At 40.2% G+C, this 19,107-nt stretch carries 17 protein-coding genes; 15 read left to right on the top strand and 2 right to left on the bottom strand.

Annotated features, from left to right (window positions below):
* Nucleotide 1: 1 nt before the first annotated feature.
* From yvcK to EO116_RS02800, 15 genes are all read left to right on the top strand, one after another.
* Nucleotides 2-1,351 carry a gluconeogenesis factor YvcK family protein gene (yvcK, locus tag EO116_RS02870; protein ID WP_164726044.1) on the top strand — a complete coding sequence of 450 codons (1,350 nt, stop codon included), beginning with the start codon at nucleotides 2-4 and terminating at the stop codon, nucleotides 1,349-1,351.
* Nucleotides 1,352-1,410: 59 nt separating this feature from the next.
* Nucleotides 1,411-2,364, top strand: coding sequence for a DNA-binding protein WhiA (whiA, locus tag EO116_RS02865; RefSeq protein WP_127160544.1), 954 nt, complete (start codon nucleotides 1,411-1,413; stop codon nucleotides 2,362-2,364).
* A 7-nt stretch (nucleotides 2,365-2,371) separates the two neighbouring features.
* Nucleotides 2,372-3,709 carry a hypothetical protein gene (locus tag EO116_RS02860; RefSeq protein WP_127160543.1) on the top strand — a complete coding sequence of 446 codons (1,338 nt, stop codon included), beginning with the start codon at nucleotides 2,372-2,374 and terminating at the stop codon, nucleotides 3,707-3,709.
* 288 nt (nucleotides 3,710-3,997) lie between these two features.
* Nucleotides 3,998-4,999, top strand: a complete 1,002-nt coding sequence (locus tag EO116_RS02855; RefSeq protein WP_164726043.1) for an AraC family transcriptional regulator — start codon at nucleotides 3,998-4,000, stop codon at nucleotides 4,997-4,999.
* 90 nt (nucleotides 5,000-5,089) lie between these two features.
* On the top strand, nucleotides 5,090-5,725 hold the full coding sequence (locus tag EO116_RS02850; RefSeq protein ID WP_127160541.1) for a MotA/TolQ/ExbB proton channel family protein: 636 nt from the start codon (nucleotides 5,090-5,092) through the stop codon (nucleotides 5,723-5,725).
* Nucleotides 5,712-6,107 (top strand): biopolymer transporter ExbD, encoded by a 396-nt coding sequence (locus EO116_RS02845; RefSeq protein WP_127068636.1) that lies wholly within the window; start codon nucleotides 5,712-5,714, stop codon nucleotides 6,105-6,107. Before EO116_RS02850 ends, EO116_RS02845 begins: the two co-directional genes overlap by 14 nt.
* Nucleotides 6,108-6,119: 12 nt before the next feature.
* Nucleotides 6,120-6,893 carry an energy transducer TonB gene (locus EO116_RS02840; protein WP_127160540.1) on the top strand — a complete coding sequence of 258 codons (774 nt, stop codon included), beginning with the start codon at nucleotides 6,120-6,122 and terminating at the stop codon, nucleotides 6,891-6,893.
* A gap of 33 nt (nucleotides 6,894-6,926) precedes the next feature.
* The gene (gene hutW / locus EO116_RS02835) at nucleotides 6,927-8,549 is read left to right on the top strand and encodes a heme anaerobic degradation radical SAM methyltransferase ChuW/HutW (protein WP_127160539.1); all 1,623 of its coding nucleotides are present in this window, start codon (nucleotides 6,927-6,929) and stop codon (nucleotides 8,547-8,549) included.
* Nucleotides 8,550-8,866: 317 nt separating this feature from the next.
* On the top strand, nucleotides 8,867-9,379 hold the full coding sequence (locus EO116_RS02830; RefSeq protein ID WP_127160538.1) for a flavodoxin family protein: 513 nt from the start codon (nucleotides 8,867-8,869) through the stop codon (nucleotides 9,377-9,379).
* Nucleotides 9,380-9,753: 374 nt separating this feature from the next.
* Nucleotides 9,754-10,704, top strand: a complete 951-nt coding sequence (locus tag EO116_RS02825) for an aspartate carbamoyltransferase catalytic subunit (protein ID WP_127160537.1) — start codon at nucleotides 9,754-9,756, stop codon at nucleotides 10,702-10,704.
* Complete coding sequence (locus EO116_RS02820; protein ID WP_127160536.1) at nucleotides 10,688-11,977, top strand: dihydroorotase; 1,290 nt, start codon at nucleotides 10,688-10,690, stop codon at nucleotides 11,975-11,977. The genes EO116_RS02825 and EO116_RS02820 overlap by 17 nt, the downstream gene beginning before the upstream one ends.
* The gene (carA, locus tag EO116_RS02815) at nucleotides 11,974-13,041 is read left to right on the top strand and encodes a glutamine-hydrolyzing carbamoyl-phosphate synthase small subunit (RefSeq protein ID WP_127160535.1); all 1,068 of its coding nucleotides are present in this window, start codon (nucleotides 11,974-11,976) and stop codon (nucleotides 13,039-13,041) included. The genes EO116_RS02820 and carA overlap by 4 nt, the downstream gene beginning before the upstream one ends.
* A gap of 2 nt (nucleotides 13,042-13,043) precedes the next feature.
* On the top strand, nucleotides 13,044-16,241 hold the full coding sequence (gene carB / locus EO116_RS02810) for a carbamoyl-phosphate synthase large subunit (protein ID WP_370447261.1): 3,198 nt from the start codon (nucleotides 13,044-13,046) through the stop codon (nucleotides 16,239-16,241).
* A gap of 6 nt (nucleotides 16,242-16,247) precedes the next feature.
* The gene (locus EO116_RS02805) at nucleotides 16,248-17,015 is read left to right on the top strand and encodes a dihydroorotate dehydrogenase electron transfer subunit (protein WP_127160533.1); all 768 of its coding nucleotides are present in this window, start codon (nucleotides 16,248-16,250) and stop codon (nucleotides 17,013-17,015) included.
* Nucleotides 17,015-17,941, top strand: coding sequence for a dihydroorotate dehydrogenase (locus EO116_RS02800; protein ID WP_127160532.1), 927 nt, complete (start codon nucleotides 17,015-17,017; stop codon nucleotides 17,939-17,941). Before EO116_RS02805 ends, EO116_RS02800 begins: the two co-directional genes overlap by 1 nt.
* A gap of 78 nt (nucleotides 17,942-18,019) precedes the next feature.
* Here the strand turns inward: EO116_RS02800 and EO116_RS02795 are convergent, their stop codons facing one another.
* The gene (locus EO116_RS02795) at nucleotides 18,020-18,589 is read right to left on the bottom strand and encodes an SHOCT domain-containing protein (RefSeq protein ID WP_127160531.1); all 570 of its coding nucleotides are present in this window, start codon (nucleotides 18,587-18,589) and stop codon (nucleotides 18,020-18,022) included.
* Between the two features lie 5 nt (nucleotides 18,590-18,594).
* Entirely contained in the window at nucleotides 18,595-19,107 is a 513-nt protein-coding gene (locus tag EO116_RS02790; protein WP_127160530.1) for a DUF805 domain-containing protein, read from the bottom strand.

Genomic DNA, 19,107 nt, shown 5'->3' with positions numbered 1-19,107 from the left:
TATGAAATATAATAATTGGATGCGCTGGTTTGCGCCAGGCATTAATATTAAGCGGTGGCTATTCCTATTTTCTTTAGGCACGATTTGGCTGGTAGTGGGTGTCCTTATGATGATGAACTACCAGTGGATTAGCAACTTTGAAGATATTTTCTTAGAATTTTTATTCCATCTTACAGGCTCCTATAACTATACGGTCATAGCCAGTCTTGGTTTAGCAGGTATTGTGGCGGGTATGGTAGCTATGTTGTGGGGGATACGTAAGCTCATTCAGACCATTGTGAATGCGATTTTGCCTAATACAGAAGATGGTGTGAGTGATTATATTTTTGAAAAAATTCGCTTAGGACAAGGACCAAAAATCGTAGTGATTGGTGGTGGTACAGGATTGTCTATGCTATTGCGAGGGCTAAAAAGTAAAACCACGAACTTAACCGCTATTGTTACAGTAGCAGACGATGGAGGTTCTTCTGGTCGGTTACGAGAAGATTTTCAAATGATTGCTCCTGGAGATTTACGCAACTGTTTAGTAGCATTAGCGGAAAAAGAAGGACTTATGGAAGAACTATTCCAGTATCGATTTACTAAAGGAGCAGAATTATCTGGCCATAGTTTTGGGAATTTATTCTTAACAGCTATGACTCAAGTGCTGAAAGATGATGTGGAAAAAGCCCTAGAAGCCTCTAGCAAGATCTTGCGAGTTCGGGGACGTGTTATTCCGTCATCTACAGAAGAAATCAAACTGATTGCTAAATTGACGGATGGTACCATCGTAGAAGGGGAAAGTAATATCCCTAATGCGGGTAAGCCAATTGCGAAGGTCTATACTGAGCCACATAGACCATCTCCTGTAGGAGCTGCCTTGCAAGCTATTGATGAAGCCGATGCCATCATTTTAGGCCCGGGCAGTTTATATACTTCGGTAATGCCGAACCTATTAATTGATAAGGTAGCGGATCACATTGCTAACTCTAAAGCGGCTAAGATTTATATTTGCAATGTGATGACGCAGCCAGGTGAAACAGATGGGTATACTGTGTCTGACCATGTGAAAGCCATTGAAGCACATAGTGAGGTGGGAATTATCGATACAGTCCTTGTGAATGATAACAGAATCCAAGATGCCACATTGGAACATTATAAACAAGCGGGGCAAGAACCAGTAGACGTAGATATGGATGTGTTGCAATCGATGGGGATTCGGACAATTCGTGCAAATCTAGTAGATAGTCAAGATAAAGCAATTCATAATTCAGATCGGTTAGCTAAGGTTGTCATGGATGTAGTCTATGCCTTACAGACAGATATTGAACCGCATATTTTAGAATATTATTTACAACGAGAAGATCATTAAGTATGAAAGTAGAGCCTCTAGAGGCTCTATTTTCTAGTAGAAATAGTAAAGGAGAGGCTATGTCATTTGCAGAAGATGTAAAAAATGAATTGTGCCAATTTAGAACAGAAGATGCGTGGGCATCCAAGGTAGAGGCCTCTTGTTTATTACGGATGGGAGGCTCTATCTTATTAGGTATGCAAGGTCGTGTAGGGGTGCGTTTGGTGACGGCCAACAATGCTGTAGCTAGACGGGTACTAGGAATCATCAAAGAACAGTATGATTTACCCACATCTGTACTAGTGCGTAAGGGGTTAAACCTACGCAAAAAGAATATGTATACTTTAACGGTAGAACCTACAGAACCTAGTCGTCTTGCCTTAGAAGATTTGCAATTATGGCCCGTAGATGCCATGATTCCGGATGCATGGTTAAAAGATATGGAGTCTAGACGTGCTTTTTTGCGAGGCGCTTTTTTGGGATGTGGCTCTGTGAATAAACCACAAAGTGATTACCATTTAGAGTTTATGACAACGAAAGAAAATTTTGCGGATCAGATTATTCGTGTTTTAAAAATGTTCCGTCTTAATGCACGAAAAGTAGAGCGGAAAGAAGAATTTGTAGTATATTTAAAAGAAGGTGATGCGGTGACTTCATGTTTACAAATCATGGGAGCTCAATCAGCACTGATGAATTTTGAAAATGTACGAATTATGAAAGATGTACGTAATACGATTAATCGTCAAGTAAACTGTGAAACAGCAAATTTACAAAAAACGGTGAATGCAGCAGTGCGTCAATTAGATGCGATCCGTATTATTGATAAGCATCAAGGACTTGATTCGTTGCCAGTTCGTCTTTATGAGGCAGCTATATTGCGACAAGAATTTCCAGATGGAAGTTTGCAAGAATTAGTAGATGCGTATGAAACAAAATATAAACGAGAATTGACAAAATCTGGCATTGGACATCGTTTGCGTAAATTAGAAACTATCGCATTGCAGTGGGAGCCGGATGGACTTACGATAGAATAGAGGAACTATGAAATTGATGAATACAACACAATGGAAACGGTGCTTGCTAGGTAGTGTACTAGCCTTATTAGGTATGAGCACTACCTATGGACAAGCTCCCAAAACTATCAATATTGATGACTATACATTTACGCCTTTAGCAGTGAAAACTGTAAAAGAGATAGATACATTATTATTGTCAGATAGTCCTGAATATGTAAAAGAGCCTGGAATTGTTGCAGCAGGTACACTACATGGAAAAAGTCGTATTTATTTTTACCATGTAAACGAACGAACAGAACCTATGAAAGTAGGTATTTTATTGGAAAACAAGGGGAATGCCCCAGCATTCGTAGAGATTGAACGAGCTATTTATGCGAAGCCGAGTCCAGACTATTTTAAAGTAGGACGAGAGCTTTCTAAAAAAGAAATGGCTACGGCAGAATTAGGTTTAGGAGCTTGGATGCAAGAAGGAGTTAATATTCCTGTTCGCTCTAAGGTGATGAAAAAAGACATTAAACAACAAAAAGAGAGCCTTGTTCAATCTCGAAAAATAAAGTTAAAGCAAGTGGAAGAAGAAATCAAAAAAGATACCACATCACGAACTATTTCTTTAGTATCACAAGATGCCGATGCGAAGGAGTTTGTATTACGCCCTGGAGAAGTACGACCTATTTTCACTGAGTTGGAAAAAGTTTTGATGAAGCAAGATGACTTATTTAGTGGTATCGTCGATTTTTCAGCTTCGGCACCAGTCTACGCCTCTGTGGCGGTGATGGAACCTAAATCAACAGTTACCTATGGTTTACCATTGCTACCAATTCATCCTATAGATGATGTAGAGTTGCGTGGTACCTATGAAGGCATGCGTAGATTCCATGTGGTAGAACCACAGTTTAATAGTGAGGCTGGTCCAGCTAGTTTTGAAATTGCCAATGACCGAGAAGATGCTTTCATTAGCGGTGTTGATGAAACGACAAATGGTAAGGTGGTAAAAAATAAGGGGAATTATGGTATTTCCAATGTATACGTGTTGCACACAGAAGGAAACACTCCCTATGCCTTGTATTTTAACCCATTAGGAGGCGCGTTCAGCGGTACATTTAGGATTACATCTTCTAAAGGTACACATACCTATGATGTGCCTGTAAAAGGTCCGTACTTAGGGCATCAAACCATTTATGACACACAGCTATTAGATGTCTTTGATAAACCAGAAGATTTATTGTTAGAATACATGTCACCAGGGGCTTCGAATTTACCGGTTAGATTTTTGTTGATTCCTCAAGTTTCTGAGAAAATGAAAAATAATGGCAAGTCATCAGAATATATTACTAATTTATTGAATAGAATTTTGGGAAAATAATCAATTTTTATACAAATAATCTAAAAAGATATCGTGAGTTAATGATTAAATTGTTTGTTTTACATGAACAGTTATTCCTGTTGTTATAAGATATTATGCAAATTGAAATTCTATGATTTTATTTAAAATAATCTAGATAGACAAAGTTTATATTGACAATCATTGCTAATTGTAAATATAATGAGTATTAGAAATGATACTCAGATTAAAGTAGGCGATGTAGTTCGGCAAAGAGGCCCATTTGTTAGTCGTATGAGACAACAAATGGGCTTTTTTGAAAGGAGGAGCATGAGTCAAGGTTGTGTGAATAAAATGGAAACCTTTAAACCAAAGGTTATGGATTTAGATATGTTGTCTACCATAGAGGTGGAACATGGTACCATTTATGAGATGAATACACCTCAAGGTAAGGCGAAGATGCATAGTTATCCTGTGTTCGGTGGGGTAGAATTAACGTTCCAAGAGGTAACTATGAAAGAAATCCGACATCATGCAAAACCCTTAGAGGGTATGTTTGAAATCCATTATTGTAAAGAAGGGCGTATTGAGTGTGCCTTTGATAATGGAAAAGTGTTATATATGGATGAAAATGATATTTCTGTAGGGTGGAAAGAGTCACCTAGTTATGTGCACTCTACGAAGTTTCCAACTGCTTTTTACAAAGGAATTAATTTGTCTATTTATATTCCGAAAGCTCAAGAAATGGTGAACAAATTTGTAGGACATGATCGTATTAATCTACGTGATGTATGTAATCGATTTTGTCAGGATTTTGAATTTGGTTTTGTATGTCGTAGAGAATCTAGGCTTAGTGATATTTTTAAAAGTTTATATGATCTACCAGAGGAAGTACTACCAAATTTGTTTCAGCTGAAATGCATGGAAATTATATTACTATTAAGTACCATAACTGGAGATAATGATTGCTGCATGCCATACTTTGAAAAAAGACATGTAGATAGTGTGAAACGTATGCACGAATTTTTGATGAAAAATTTAAATCAAAAGCCGACCATTGAAGAATTGGCAAAAACATATGGATTAGCACCAACGGCATTGAAAAAGTGTTTCAAAGGGATTTATGGTAGTAGCATTCATCAATATATTAAGCATATGCGGATAAAGGAGGCGGCAAAAGATTTAAGAAATACAGATGATAGTATTCTCAGCATAGCTAACCGATATGGCTATGAAAATGCTAGTAAGTTTGCAGAAGCATTTCGGGTTATTACTGGACATAAGCCTAGTGAATATAGGAAGATAAATAAAATGTCGGAATGGATTGAATAGGAGCTTTTTAGAGTAGATTTGAAAATATTAAATCTGATATGATAGGTTTAAGCTGATAAAAATTATCATATTTTTTATGGAGGTAACAACATGGACAGCCTTTTATACATTGTGCACTTATTTAACAGCGGCGGATTAGTAATGTATCCGTTGGTAATTTTATCAATTATCGTTATTGCCATTGGTATTGAACGATATACGTATTTCAAAGCTAATACTGCATTGCTAAAGGAATTTAGTCATGATGTATATTTTGCAGTAAAAGAGAATGATTGGGCGAAAACAAAAGAGTTATGTGCGGCAAATCAAACGGCAACAGGTCGTATCTTGAATGCAGGTTTAACATACTCCAAAAATGAAACAAGTATGAAAAATGCTTTTTCCGAACAAATGATGATTGAAGCATCTCATTTGAAAATTCATTTGGACTACTTAAGTGCTATCGTAACCATTTCTCCGCTGTTAGGTTTGTTAGGTACAGTATCTGGTATGATTGGTACATTCAGTATCCTTGACAGTGGTTCTGGAGCATCTGCTATTTCTGGTGGTGTTGGTGAAGCCTTGATTGCGACTGCTACTGGTTTGTTAGTGGCTATCTTAGCATTCTGCGTATATACCTACTTCAGTCATCGTATGGATGCAATTATCAATGATACAGAAACTTTATCTGTGGTGTTATTAAATGGTATGAAAGAACAATGGAGTGATTCTCATGTTTCAAAATAGTCGATTAAAAATGAAACCTGAGTTCATGATTGTGCCAATGATTGATATCATTTTCTTCTTGCTCGTTTTCTTCATGATGAACAGTATTGAAACGGTGGCACAAAAGTCCTTGGGTGTACAATTACCACAAGCACAATCAGCAACACAAGTCAAACAAAGTCCTGTGATCTTGACATTAGATAAAGAAGGTCATATTTTGATTGACTCTAAACCATATAGTATCGATGAAGCTCGTAATTACATTACTAGCAAAGTAGGAGAAAATCCAAATACAGCGGTATTATTACAAGCAGACAAAAATACGCAACATGGATTCGTGGTTGCCATTATGGATATGCTAAAAACGATTGGGGTTAAGAAGTTCTCAATTGCTGCTAGCTAGAAAGGATGACACATGGAACAATATATTTCCTGGAAAAAATCCTACATAATCTCTGTTGTAATCCACATTGTCCTAGCTGTTGTGTTAGGTATTGCTTTAGTATCTGTAGTAGAACATAAACAAACCGAAAATGCTTTTGAAATTGACATGTCTATTTCCGACGATTTAAAAGCATCCGCAGGTGGCGGTGGCGGTGGTGGCGGGGTATCCTTCCCTCAACCACTTTCACAAGAAGTTGTACAAGCTAAAGTACAAGCAGCGCAACAAAGTTTATCATCTCCGGTGCCAGTGGATGATGCTGTGAATGTGCCAACATCTACCAACGCAGCTACAGGTGCAAGTGATGGAACATCTACAAACCAAGGTACTGGTGGTGGATCTGGTGGCGGTAACGGAACAGGAAACGGTACTGGCGATGGTAGCGGTAATGGCTCTGGTAGCGGTGGTGGATCTGGCTCTGGCAGTGGCGGAGGTAATGGAGATGGTGTAGGTACTACATCTGGTAATGCACCGTTTGACTGGGCAGGATTTGTGGCTACTGTACAAGCCCAAGCACAAGGTACGTACCCTCCAATGGCAGTAAAACGTAACTTACAAGGTAGTGTTACAGTTAGCGTAACCATTGATGCGAGCGGTAATATAGTCTCTGTTTCGGCAGGTGGCGGACCTGGTATTTTAAACAGTCATACCCAAGATGTTGTCTATAACATAGGCAATTATCCAAATGGTAGTGGCTCATCAGTATCAAATACATTCACAGTGTACTACACTTTGAATGGTGACTAGTGCAAAGGCACACGAAATAATTCAGGAGGAATTATGGATTTAAAAAGTTTATTTGACTCCATGTCGGAGGAACAACGTAATATTCAACTTGGTTTTGATACGGCAACGCCGTTGACGCATGCTTTTACAAGCAAACGTGCGGTACATGCTGGTCTAAGTGGTCGTCCTTTAGAAAAGGATGAGGCACAACGCGTATGGAATGAATTAATGCAACAACCGCCTGTTCCAGGGCAAATGCAAACGGCATATATTCACATCCCGTTTTGTCAAACTAAATGTACCTACTGCGGATTCTATCAACATGCTACGAATCAAGATGCAGAAGATAAATATGTAGATATGTTGTTGAAAGAAATGCAAATGGCTGCCGATCAACCACGGTTCCGTGATGGTTTGATTCACACTATCTTTATTGGTGGTGGTACGCCAACATCCTTATCTGCTAATAATGCAAAACGCATGTTGTCTGCCATCCAAGAATATTTCCCGTTGGCCAATGACTATGAGTTGACATTAGAAGGTCGTATTCACGACTTGGTGCCTGAAAAAATGGATGTATGGATGAGCCATGGTGTAAACCGTATGTCCCTAGGTGTGCAATCTTTCCATACTCATGTACGTCGTCAATTGGGACGCTTAGATGATCAAGATACAGTATTGTCTCGATTAGAACAATTAAAAGCATACCAACAATGTTCTGTGATTGTAGATTTAATCTACGGTTTACCAGATCAAACGATGGATGTGTGGATGGAAGACTTAAAAATTCTTGAACAATCCGCAGCAGATGGTATGGACTTGTATCAATTAAATGTCTTTGAAAACAGTGATTTACAAAGCCTAATTGAACGCGGTAAAGTAAGCCCAGCAGCTACCACTAAAGAACAAGCTTTGATGTATGAAGCGGCTGTAAAATGTTTGATGAAGCGTGATTTCACACGTTTAAGCGCAGCTCATTGGAGTCGTGCACCACGTGAACGATCTATGTATAACACTATGGCGAAAGCAGGATATCCAATGTATCCATTTGGCTGTGGCGCCGGTGGTAATTTAGGTGGATATATGACAATGTTACACCGCGTATTACCTCCATATGAAGCCCTTGTAGAAGAAGGTAAAAAGCCATTTATGGTTCTCATGAAACAATCTGAACTACAAGAATTCTCCAATTATGTAATCAGTTCCTTGGAACGAGGCGTTTTAAACCTAGACGCTTTGATCGAAATGGATTCAAAATTAGAGGACTTACGTTGGTTGCTTGATACTTGGGTAACTCGTGGTTTGATGGAATATAATGGCGTATTATATCGCTTAACAACGGCTGGTGGATTCTGGCATGTCAATATTACACAAACCGTTATTGAATGTGTTCAATATATCTTAACGGGTGAAAGCACATTGTTACATGAAAATATCGCTGCTCAAAACCACGGTGGAAAACCAAAAGATCATCCACATGTAGGTGGTCATCCTGAAGGTGTTCCGAAACATCCACATGGAGCAGGTGGACATCCAGCAGGCATTCCAAAAGGGCATCCAGAAGGAGTACCAATGGGAGGACACCCAGCGGGCATTCCAAAGGGACATCCTGGAGATGTTGAAACTACACGTGCTCATGGCACAGTAGGACATAGTCCATTTAAGAAAAATATTTAGGTAGTATCTATTACAGGTGAACTCCTACACACCTTACCAAACCAAACAATATAGTTTCCTGTAATAGTTCTATAGCCGCTCATAGAGTGGAATCAGGTATACCAGGTCAAAGTTGGTAGGCTGCATCATACTATAGTACGTTTAAAATCACTTCTGTAATGAGAGTGCAGTATCCGCAGGCAATGCCTGCGGATGTATATCTGATATATGAACATTGTGCCTTGGGCTACAATGTTAGATGCAAAATAATGGTATACTATTTATAGTATTTATATGTTATGTAAAAGGAGCGCACTTCCTAGAAGTGTGGAAAATGAATGAAAGCAATCGTAGTTTACTCAAGCCGTACAGGCAATACAAAATTAGTAGCAGAAGCTATGGCAAGTGCTTTGCCTGCTGGTACACCATGTGTATCTGTGAAAGAAGTTCCAGCTGATTTAGCATCTTACGATGTAGTATTTATGGGTTTCTGGGCAGACCAAGGTAACGCTGATAAAGCGGCACAAGCAGTGCTTAAAGAAATCACAAATGAAAAAGTAGCTTTATTCTGTACTTTAGGGGTTCCTCCAGTATCTCCTCATGCACAAGAAACTGTAGAAGCAGCTGCGAAATTGTTACCAAATGGTCAAACACCAGTAGGTTACTTCAAATGCCAAGGTAAAGTAGATCCAAAAGTAATCGAAATGATGTACAAAATGTTCCCAGAAGGTCATAACCATGGTAAAAGCCCTGAACGTGATGCACGTCATGCACAAGCAGCATCTCATCCAGATGAAAACGACTTAACTAATGCAAAAGCATTTGTTGAAGAAGTTATTGCTAAACTATAAGTTTTCTACCTATGTAATAGGTTGCAATATAATAACACTCCGAAAAAGACTGCCAGAAATGGGGGTCTTTTTCACTTAATGACTGCTTAGTAGTGTTCCTATAGATAGTATAAACTATACAGAATTATCTTGACGTTTAAGCACTCTTGCTTTATAATACTTAATAAGCTTAATGAATCGGTACGAGAGACCGAAGAGCGCACATTTGAACCTTTTAAATTAGTCCTGTGAGGCTAGTAAGGGAACGTAGTAGGAGAACTCTACCTATAATCTATAGGTGTACTCTCTAATAGAATCACTATAACTATGCGACCTCTTGCCTTATGGCAAGGGGTCTTTTTGTGTGTAATAGAAGTACTACAAAGGAGGCTATGATGGGAGAAATCAGCTTGAAAGGTAAGCACCTATTAGGACTGCAAGGTCGGTCAAAAGAAGAAATTGAACTCATTTTACGTGTAGCGAAAAAAATGAAGAAAATTGTTTTATCAGACAATAAGAAACATCCATTATTAAAAGGTAAATCTATTATTAACCTGTTTATGGAGAATAGTACGCGCACAAGAAGTTCCTTTGAGTTAGCAGGTAAATATTTAGGGGCGGACGTCATCAACATTTCTAAAAGCGGTAGCTCTATGGCAAAAGGAGAAAGTTTCCGTGACACATTATTAACAATGTCCTATATGGGAACAGATGCCATCGTAATGCGCTCTGGTGAAGAAGGCGCTCCTTTATATGCTACAAAATGCGTAGATCCAATTATTATCAATGCTGGTGATGGAGCCCATGAACATCCAACACAAGCTTTATTAGATATGTATTCTATCTTAGAACATAAACCGACATTAGAAGGTTTAAAAGTAGTTATCATAGGCGACATTATGCATAGCCGTGTAGCGCGCTCCAATATCTACGGTTTAAAAACAATGGGTGCTGATGTACATCTAGCTGGTCCACGCACGTTAGTATATCCAGAACTAGAAAAACTAGGTGTAACTGTTCATCATGATGTACGTGAAGCTGTGAAAGATGCAGATGTGGTAAACGTATTGCGCATCCAATTAGAACGGATTCACTCCGCTTTATATCCAAGTAATCGTGAATATGCACGTATCTTTGGTATTAATAAATCTGTCTTAGAAAATGCAAAAGATGATGTATTAGTATTGCATCCAGGACCAATGAATCGTGGTCTTGAAATTGCGCCAGATGTGGCGTATGGTGATGCATCAGTCATCCAAGAACAGGTGCGTAATGGTGTAGCCATCCGCATGGCAATTTTATACTTAACAATTATCGGAGGTGACGGTAGTGAGCTTGCTGATTAAAAATGGTACGGTAGTTAACCCGGCAAAAGGACAACATGAAGTAGCAGATATTCTTGTAGAAAATGGTGTAATTGCGGCGATTGGACAAAATTTACAAGCTGACCAAGCAGAAGTGTATGATGCAACAGGCTTAATCGTAGCACCAGGCTTGATTGACATTCACACGCATTTACGTGAACCAGGTCAAGAAGCAAAGGAAGACTTTCACAGTGGTACGCAAGCGGCAGCAGCAGGTGGATTTACACGTGTTGTAACTATGGCAAATACAAATCCTGTTGTGGATAATGCTCCACTAGTACGTGGATTGCGTAAACAAGCCGAATTGACAGGGGTTGTAAAAGTAGATTTTATGGGAGCTGTGTCTAAAGGCTTGCAAGGAAAAGAACTTGCAGAAATGGGTGATATGGCAGAAGCTGGTGTAGTAGGATTCTCCGATGATGGACATTATGTAGAAAGTGCAGCTTTCATGCGTCGTGCTCTAGAATATTCATCTATGTTTGGAAAAATGGTTGTAGACCATGCCGAAGAATGTAGTTTAACTTGCGAAGGTCATATGCATGAAGGCATTGTTTCTTATGAAATGGGTGTAAAAGGTCGTCCAGCTGTAGCAGAAGATCTAGCGGTAGCTCGTGATATTATGTTAGCAGAAATGACTGGTGGACATATCCATATTGCTCACGTAAGTACAAAAAGTGCAGTAGACCAAGTACGTCGTGCAAAAGCACAAGGTGTAAAAGTAACGTGTGAAGTAACAAGTCAACATTTGGCTTTCACAGACGAATATTTGCGAGATTACAATGCAGATTTCAAAATGGCTCCGCCAATTCGTTCTGAAGATCATCGTCAAGCGTTGTTAGAAGCGTTGCAAGATGGCACAATTGATGCCATAATTACGGACCATGCACCACATGCGTACGAAGAAAAAGATGTGGAATTCTGTTGTGCAGCAAATGGTTTCACAGGATTGGAAACATCCTTTGCGGCAGTAGTTACACATGTATTAAAAACAGGTATCCTCACAATTGATGAAATCATCAATTTGATGAGTACAAAACCAGCCCAACTCATCGGAGTAGATGGTGGCGTATTAGAAGTGGGTAAACCTGCAGATATTTCAGTGCTTTCCTTAGACGAAATATGGACTGTAGATAGAAACAAATTCTACACTCGTGGTAAATCATGCCCATTTGATGGTATGACAGTCACTGGTAAAGCAAAATTAACAGTAGTAGATGGACAAATTATAATGAAAGACGGGGTTGTAATCGGGTGACAGGAAAATTAGTATTAGAAAATGGAACTATCTTTGAGGGCACATTGCTGGGGGGCATGCCAATCGTTGGCGAAGTAGTGTTTAATACAGGGATGACAGGATATCAAGAGATTTTAACAGATCCGTCATATGCAGATCAAATTATTACTTTAACGTACCCATTAGTAGGCAATTATGGTGTCACACGTGAGGTAGATCAATCTTCTAAGCCCTATTGCAAAGCCATGATTGTAGGAGAATTGTGTACGTTCCCTAGTAATTGGCAAAATGAGGGGACATTTGAGGAATATATGAGAAGCCATGGAATTCCATGCTTATACAATGTGGATACACGTGCCATTACACGTGCTATCCGCAGCCATGGCGTAATGAAAGGGGTTATTTGCCCAACAGATACACCACAAGAGAAAATCGATGCTTTATTAGCACAACCACTAGCGACAGATCACATTATGCGTGTTACCACAAAGTGGGAAGGTCGCCGTGGTCAAGATTCAGCAGAGTTTCATGTAGCTGTATATGATTTTGGTGTAAAAGAAAATATTCTTCAATCCTTAGAAAATGAAGGGTGCCGATTGACAATTTTCCCAGCTCATACAAAAGCTGAAACAGTGATGGCTTGCAATCCTGATGGAATTTTCTTGTCTAATGGACCGGGAGACCCGAAAGACGTACCTGAAATTGTTGAAGAAATAAAAAAATTAGTAGGCCAAAAACCTATTTTTGGCATTTGCATGGGACATCAATTGATTGCTCGTGCATTTGGTGGTGAAACGTATAAGTTACGTTTTGGTCATCGTGGATCTAACCATCCAGTAAAAGATTTAGATACGAATCGTGTTCATATTACCTCTCAAAATCATGGGTATACAGTTGATGAAGCAAGCCTAGAGGGTTCTGGATTGCGCGTATCCCATCGCAGTGTGAATGATGGTACTGTAGAAGGATTAGTGCATAATGAATTGCCGATTATGTCGGTACAATATCACCCAGAAGCATCTCCGGGGCCGACTGATAATGTGTATTTGTTTGAACGTTTTAAAACATTGATGAGAAGAGGTTAATGATGGAAAAGAAAAAAGTTCTTGTAATTGGTTCTGGTCCAATTATTATCGGACAGGCAGCTGAGTTTGATTATGCAGGCACACAGGCTTGTCAATCTCTTCGTGAAGAAGGTTATGAAGTTGTATTAGTGAACTCCAATCCGGCTACCATTATGACAGACCGTGATATTGCGGACCGTGTTTATATTGAGCCGATTTCTTTGGAGTTTGTTACTGAGATTATTCGTAAAGAACGCCCATATGGTGTGTTGGCTACATTAGGCGGACAAGTTGGTCTCAATATGGCGGTGGAACTCTCAGAGGCAGGAGTCCTTAAGGAGTATAATGTAAAATTATTAGGCACTACTTTAGAGGCTATTAAACAAGCGGAAGACCGTGAATTGTTTAAAGAGGCGATGAAACGTATCAACCAACCTGTGCCAGAATCTGATATTTTCAGTGATGTGGCAGAAGCGGTAGAATTTGCTAATCGTATCGGATACCCTATCATCATCCGTCCTGCCTATACATTAGGTGGTACAGGTGGCGGTATTGCTCATAACGAAGAGGAAATGTACATGATTGCCCTTCGTGGCATCAAGCTTAGTCCGATCCATCAAATTCTTGTAGAACGATCCGTAGCTGGTTGGAAAGAAGTAGAATACGAAGTAATGCGTGACCGCGCAGATAACTGTATCATTGTATGTAATATGGAAAATATTGACCCAGTAGGGGTACATACAGGCGATTCGGTGGTAGTGGCACCATCGCAAACCTTGAATGATATACAATACCAAATGTTGCGTACTGCCTCTGTCGATATCATTCGTTATCTTGAAATTGAAGGTGGCTGTAATGTGCAATATGCCTTGGACCCATACAGCAATCAATACTATGTTATTGAAGTAAATCCTCGCGTGTCTCGTTCTTCTGCACTAGCTTCTAAAGCAACGGGATATCCTATTGCTAAAGTAGCGGCGAAAGTGGCTATCGGCATGACCTTAGATGAAATTACAAATGCCGTCACAGGAGAAACTAAAGCATGCTTTGAACCATCCTTGGACTATGTGGTAACAAAATTCCCACGTTGGCCATTTGAAAAATTCAATTTGGCGGATCGTACATTGGGAACACAAATGAAAGCTACTGGCGAAGTTATGGCTATCGACCGTACATTAGAAGGGTCTCTGTTAAAAGCTATCCGTTCTCTAGAGATCGGTTTAGACCATATTGAATTGAAAAAAATTGCTCATGAAACGCCTGAACAACTCATTGAACGATTGCAATTAGTCGATGATGAGCGTTTGTATGTCATTGCACAAGCACTTCGTGTTGGTATTAGTGTAGAAAAAATTTGCTACATTACAAAAATTAACTCTTTCTTCATAAACAAAATTAAAAATATTGTGATGGTAGAAAAAGATTTATCTGCGAATGGTATTACGGAAAGTAATTTAAAATTAGCGAAAAAATATTCCTTCCCAGATAAAGTGATTGCTCGCTATGCAAACTGCTCTCATGAGGACGTATTGACAAAACGCAATGAGCTTGGCATTCATCCAACCTATAAATATGTAGATACCTGTGCCGCTGAATTTGAAGCACACACACCATACTACTACAGTGCTTATGCGAAGGAAGATGAAGTAGTACCACGTGGTGAAAATAGCGTTATCGTTCTTGGTTCTGGCCCTATTCGTATCGGACAAGGCGTAGAATTCGATTATTGCTCTGTTCATTCCTCTTGGGCATTGCGTAAAGCGGGCATGAAATCCATCATTATTAACAATAACCCAGAGACAGTAAGTACAGATTTTGATACATCTGATAGCTTGTACTTTGAACCGTTGACAGTAGATGATGTGATGGAAATTATCCGGAAGGAGAACCCAGTAGGAGTTATCGCTCAGTTCGGTGGACAAACAGCCATTAACTTAGCAGGCCCGTTGGCTGCACGAGGTGTAAACATTCTAGGTACATCTGTGGACAGCATCGATATGGCAGAAGACCGTGAACGTTTCGATGAATTGTTGGCAAAATTAGAAATTCCTCGTCCAGTAGGCGCCTTGGTAACTAGTGACGAAGAAGCCTTAGAAGCGGCAAAACGCTTGCAATATCCATTGATTGTCCGTCCGTCCTATGTACTAGGTGGTCGTGCTATGGAAATTGTGTATAATGACCAAGAATTAGATCGTTACATGAAGGAAGCTGTAGTAGCATCCAAAGATCACCCAGTGTTAATCGACCGCTACATGGTAGGCATGGAAGTAGAAGTAGATGCGATCTCTGATGGTATCGATGTATGCATCCCTGGTATCATGGAACAAGTAGAACGTGCCGGCGTACACTCTGGTGACTCTATCGCCGTATATCCAGCACAACATTTGTCTGAGGAATTGACAGAACAAATCGTAGATTACACACGTCGCATCGCTAAAGGTCTTAATGTAAAAGGTGTGCTCAACATCCAATACATCGTGGTAAATGGTGAACTTCATGTAATCGAAGTAAACCCACGTTCTAGCCGTACAGTGCCTTTCATCAGTAAAGTAACTGGTATCAACATGGTAGAATATGCGACACGGATTGCCTTAGGAGAAACCTTGGAAAGCTTAGGCTTACCAACAGGCCTAGTGCCAGCTCGTCCACATGTGGCGGTGAAAGCACCAGTATTCTCCTTCTCTAAAATGGGCTTAGTAGAAATTGCCCTAGGACCAGAAATGAAATCCACTGGGGAAGTAATGGGTATTGGTCGCACCTATGCAGATGCTTTATTCAAAGCCATCCATGGTGCAAACATGCGCATTCCAGATAAAGGTAATATCTTGATGACTGTAGCAGACCGTGATAAAGAAGAAGCATCTCGTTTAGCAAAAGGCTTTATCGATTTGGGGTACCATATTATGGCTACTGGTGGTACAGGCCGTTACTTCACAGAACATGGCGTGGATTGCACTGTAGTAAATAAAATTTCTGAAGGTAATCCAAATTGCGCTGACTTCATTCGTGAAGGTAAGGTGGACTTGATGTTGAATACATTAACCTATGGTAAAAAACCAGAGCGTGAAGGATTCCAATTGCGTCGTTTGGCTGTAGAAATGGGTGTACCATGCTTGACATCCTTGGATACAGCTCGTGAAGTGTTACATGTCGTAGCGAGTCGCGCTACTGCAGGTGATGTAATTACAGTAGATGCTATTCAAGATTATGAAATGGAGTAATCATAGATGAGTGGATATGTAGAAATGGGTCGAGTGATTCATAACACCCAAATAGGCAGTGATGTATGGAGAATGTCCGTATATGCACCTAAACAAGCAAAAGAGGCACAACTAGGACAGTTTTGTAATGTCCGCGTTACAGGGGGCACAGCTCCCTTGTTGCGCCGACCTATCAGCTATGCAGGATTTGATGCGAAAGCAGGTACTATCGATTTATTGTATCGTGTGGTAGGTAAGGGCACTGAACTAATGACCAAACTAAAAGAGGGGGATATCTTAGATTGCTTGGGACCATTAGGTCAAGCGTTTACCACTGCAGACCGCATGTTACTCGTAGGTGGTGGAGTTGGAATTGCACCCATGCTATGTATCGCTGATCGGTTACAACCAAGCCAAGAGGCGCATGTGATATTAGGATTCCGCAATGCAAGTGAATCTTTCTGGGCAGACTTGTTCAAAGATAGCCCCGTGACCGTTCATATCACTACAGATGATGGATCGTTAGGGACTAAAGGATATCCTACGACTGTGATGGAAACGCTGATGAAAGAAGAGCAGTTTGATGCAGTTTTGACATGTGGTCCTACACCGATGATGAAAGGTGTGGCTGCTGTAGCGCAACAAATGGGAGTGCCTTGCCAAGTGTCTTTAGAGGAACGCATGGGTTGTGGTACTGGCGGTTGCGTAGGCTGTGCTTGCCAAGGTAAAAGTGGTACACGGTATAAAGTATGCAAAGATGGCCCTGTATTCCCTGCTGAGGAGGTGTTTTACTAATGGCTACTGTAGATCCTAAATTAGCAGTGAAGTTCTGTGGTATCTCCATGAAAAATCCTATCGTAGCAGCATCGGGCACCTTTGGGTTCGGATTGGAATACGATGGTTACTTAGACCTCAATACAGAGGTAGGGGCGATTTCTGTAAAAGGTTTAACACCTACCGCTCGACCTGGTAATGCTGGTGTACGTATCGCTGAAACACCATCTGGGGTGTTGAACTGTATTGGATTGGAAAATCCTGGAGCAGAAGCATTTGTAGCAGATATATTGCCAAATTTAAAACAATATGATGTGCCAATTTTTGCCAATATCTCTGGTAATACACTGGAAGAGTATGAATATATGGCAAAAACATTGACTGTCGAAGGTGTAGCAGCCCTAGAGGTCAACATTAGTTGTCCTAATGTAAAATGCGGAGGTATGGCATTTGGTGTGCAGGCGGAGAGTGCGGCTGCTGTATGTAAAGCGGTAAAAGGGCATACAGATTTGCCAGTGATTATGAAATTATCGCCTAATGTAACAGATATCGTAGAGATTGCTCGTGCTGTAGAAGCGGCAGGTGCAGATGGTATCAGTATGATTAATACCCTATTAGGGATGTCTGTAGATCTACGGACTCGTAAACCATTATTGGGGAATATCTATGGTGGTTTATCTGGTCCAGCTGTGAAACCAGTGGCATTGCGCTTAACACATCAAGTGGCACAAGCTATTGAAATCCCAATCATGGGGGGCGGCGGTATCATGACTGGTGAAGATGCCTTAGAATTTATGTTAGTAGGAGCTGACATCGTGTCTGTGGGGACGGCAACGATGGTGGATCCACGAGCTATTGGTATCATCGCTAGTGAAATGAGCGCTTATTGCGAAAGCCAACATATCGAACATGTATCGAACTTAGTTGGTGGCATTATTATGCCGTAAAAGAGAAGAGAATATTGAATGACACATAGAAAAGGACTGTTCCAGTGAAAGAGACACTGAGAACAGTCCTTTTAGTGTTTAGATTTTATTGAGTAATTCTTCTTTTTTCTGTTGAAACTCTTCGTCGGTAATGGCTCCCATATCAAGAAGTTCTTTTAATTGTTTGATACGAAGAATGGGGTCATCTTCTGTTGGTGTAGGAACAGATGTGCTAGCAGCATCATCTGAGGTGTCTTCAACTTCAATGGTAGCAGTTTCCACTGGAGGTCCTGCATCGATGGCGGCTTTCACAGCAGCTGTATTTACCCATAATCCCCGTTGTTGTTGATCATAATCATAAGCTACAGCGCCACGAGATTCAATCCATGCTTGTAAATTTTCATTGACTAAGTTGGTGAGAACATCGAGGGTGGCGAGACAAGTATCCTTACCTTGAATGAGCAAGACACGATGGGTGCGACTCACCTCTTTGTTGTCGATATGGTCAATATCTTTGTCATAAAACTTAGCGCGTGTACCATAGCGACCACGATACGTAAAAAGACCTGTTTCTGTATTGTAAGTAATTTTAACTTGCAATGTATGACCGCCAGGGGCATAACTTATGATATGGTCTGGGGTCTGAGTGAACCAATCGAAGAATCCCATAATGACTATCCTTTCTTACTTTTACTTGGCCAACGTGTAGGAGAACCGTAGCGGTTGTTTCCGGTAGAACCAGGGAAACAGGCTAGGAATCCATGAAGGATATAGACGATAATAAGATGTAAGATGTATATATTTTTTAATGGGATGTATAGATTTGTACATAGAATATACATGCCCAACAAGATGCCGATAAAGCGACCAGGCAATCCAATGTCATTGAGACGACGGATGTATAAGGTATAGTAGAACGGTAACAATATAATATAACCGGCATAGGCTAATGCTTTAATGGCAAAATAGGCTGGCAAAATGACCACTACATTTAACAGTTGTTGGATAAACATATTAAAGATATGCATGGTAGCAGATAAAAATAATATGCTTATGATAAATTGAAAGCGATTGATACGTCCAGATGTGCTTAGCACATGATGGCTATGTGGTTCAATCTTGAGTATAAGAAATAGGGAGATCAAGCCTACAAGGAATGAAATCCCCACATTAATTAGTATGTCCAT

Origin of the sequence: Veillonella sp. VA137 (genome assembly GCF_003992015.1) — a bacterium.
Taxonomy (GTDB): Bacteria; Bacillota; Negativicutes; order Veillonellales; family Veillonellaceae; genus F0422.
Note: the sequence above shows the minus strand (reverse complement) of the source record. Positions and strands in the feature narration are given on the sequence as shown.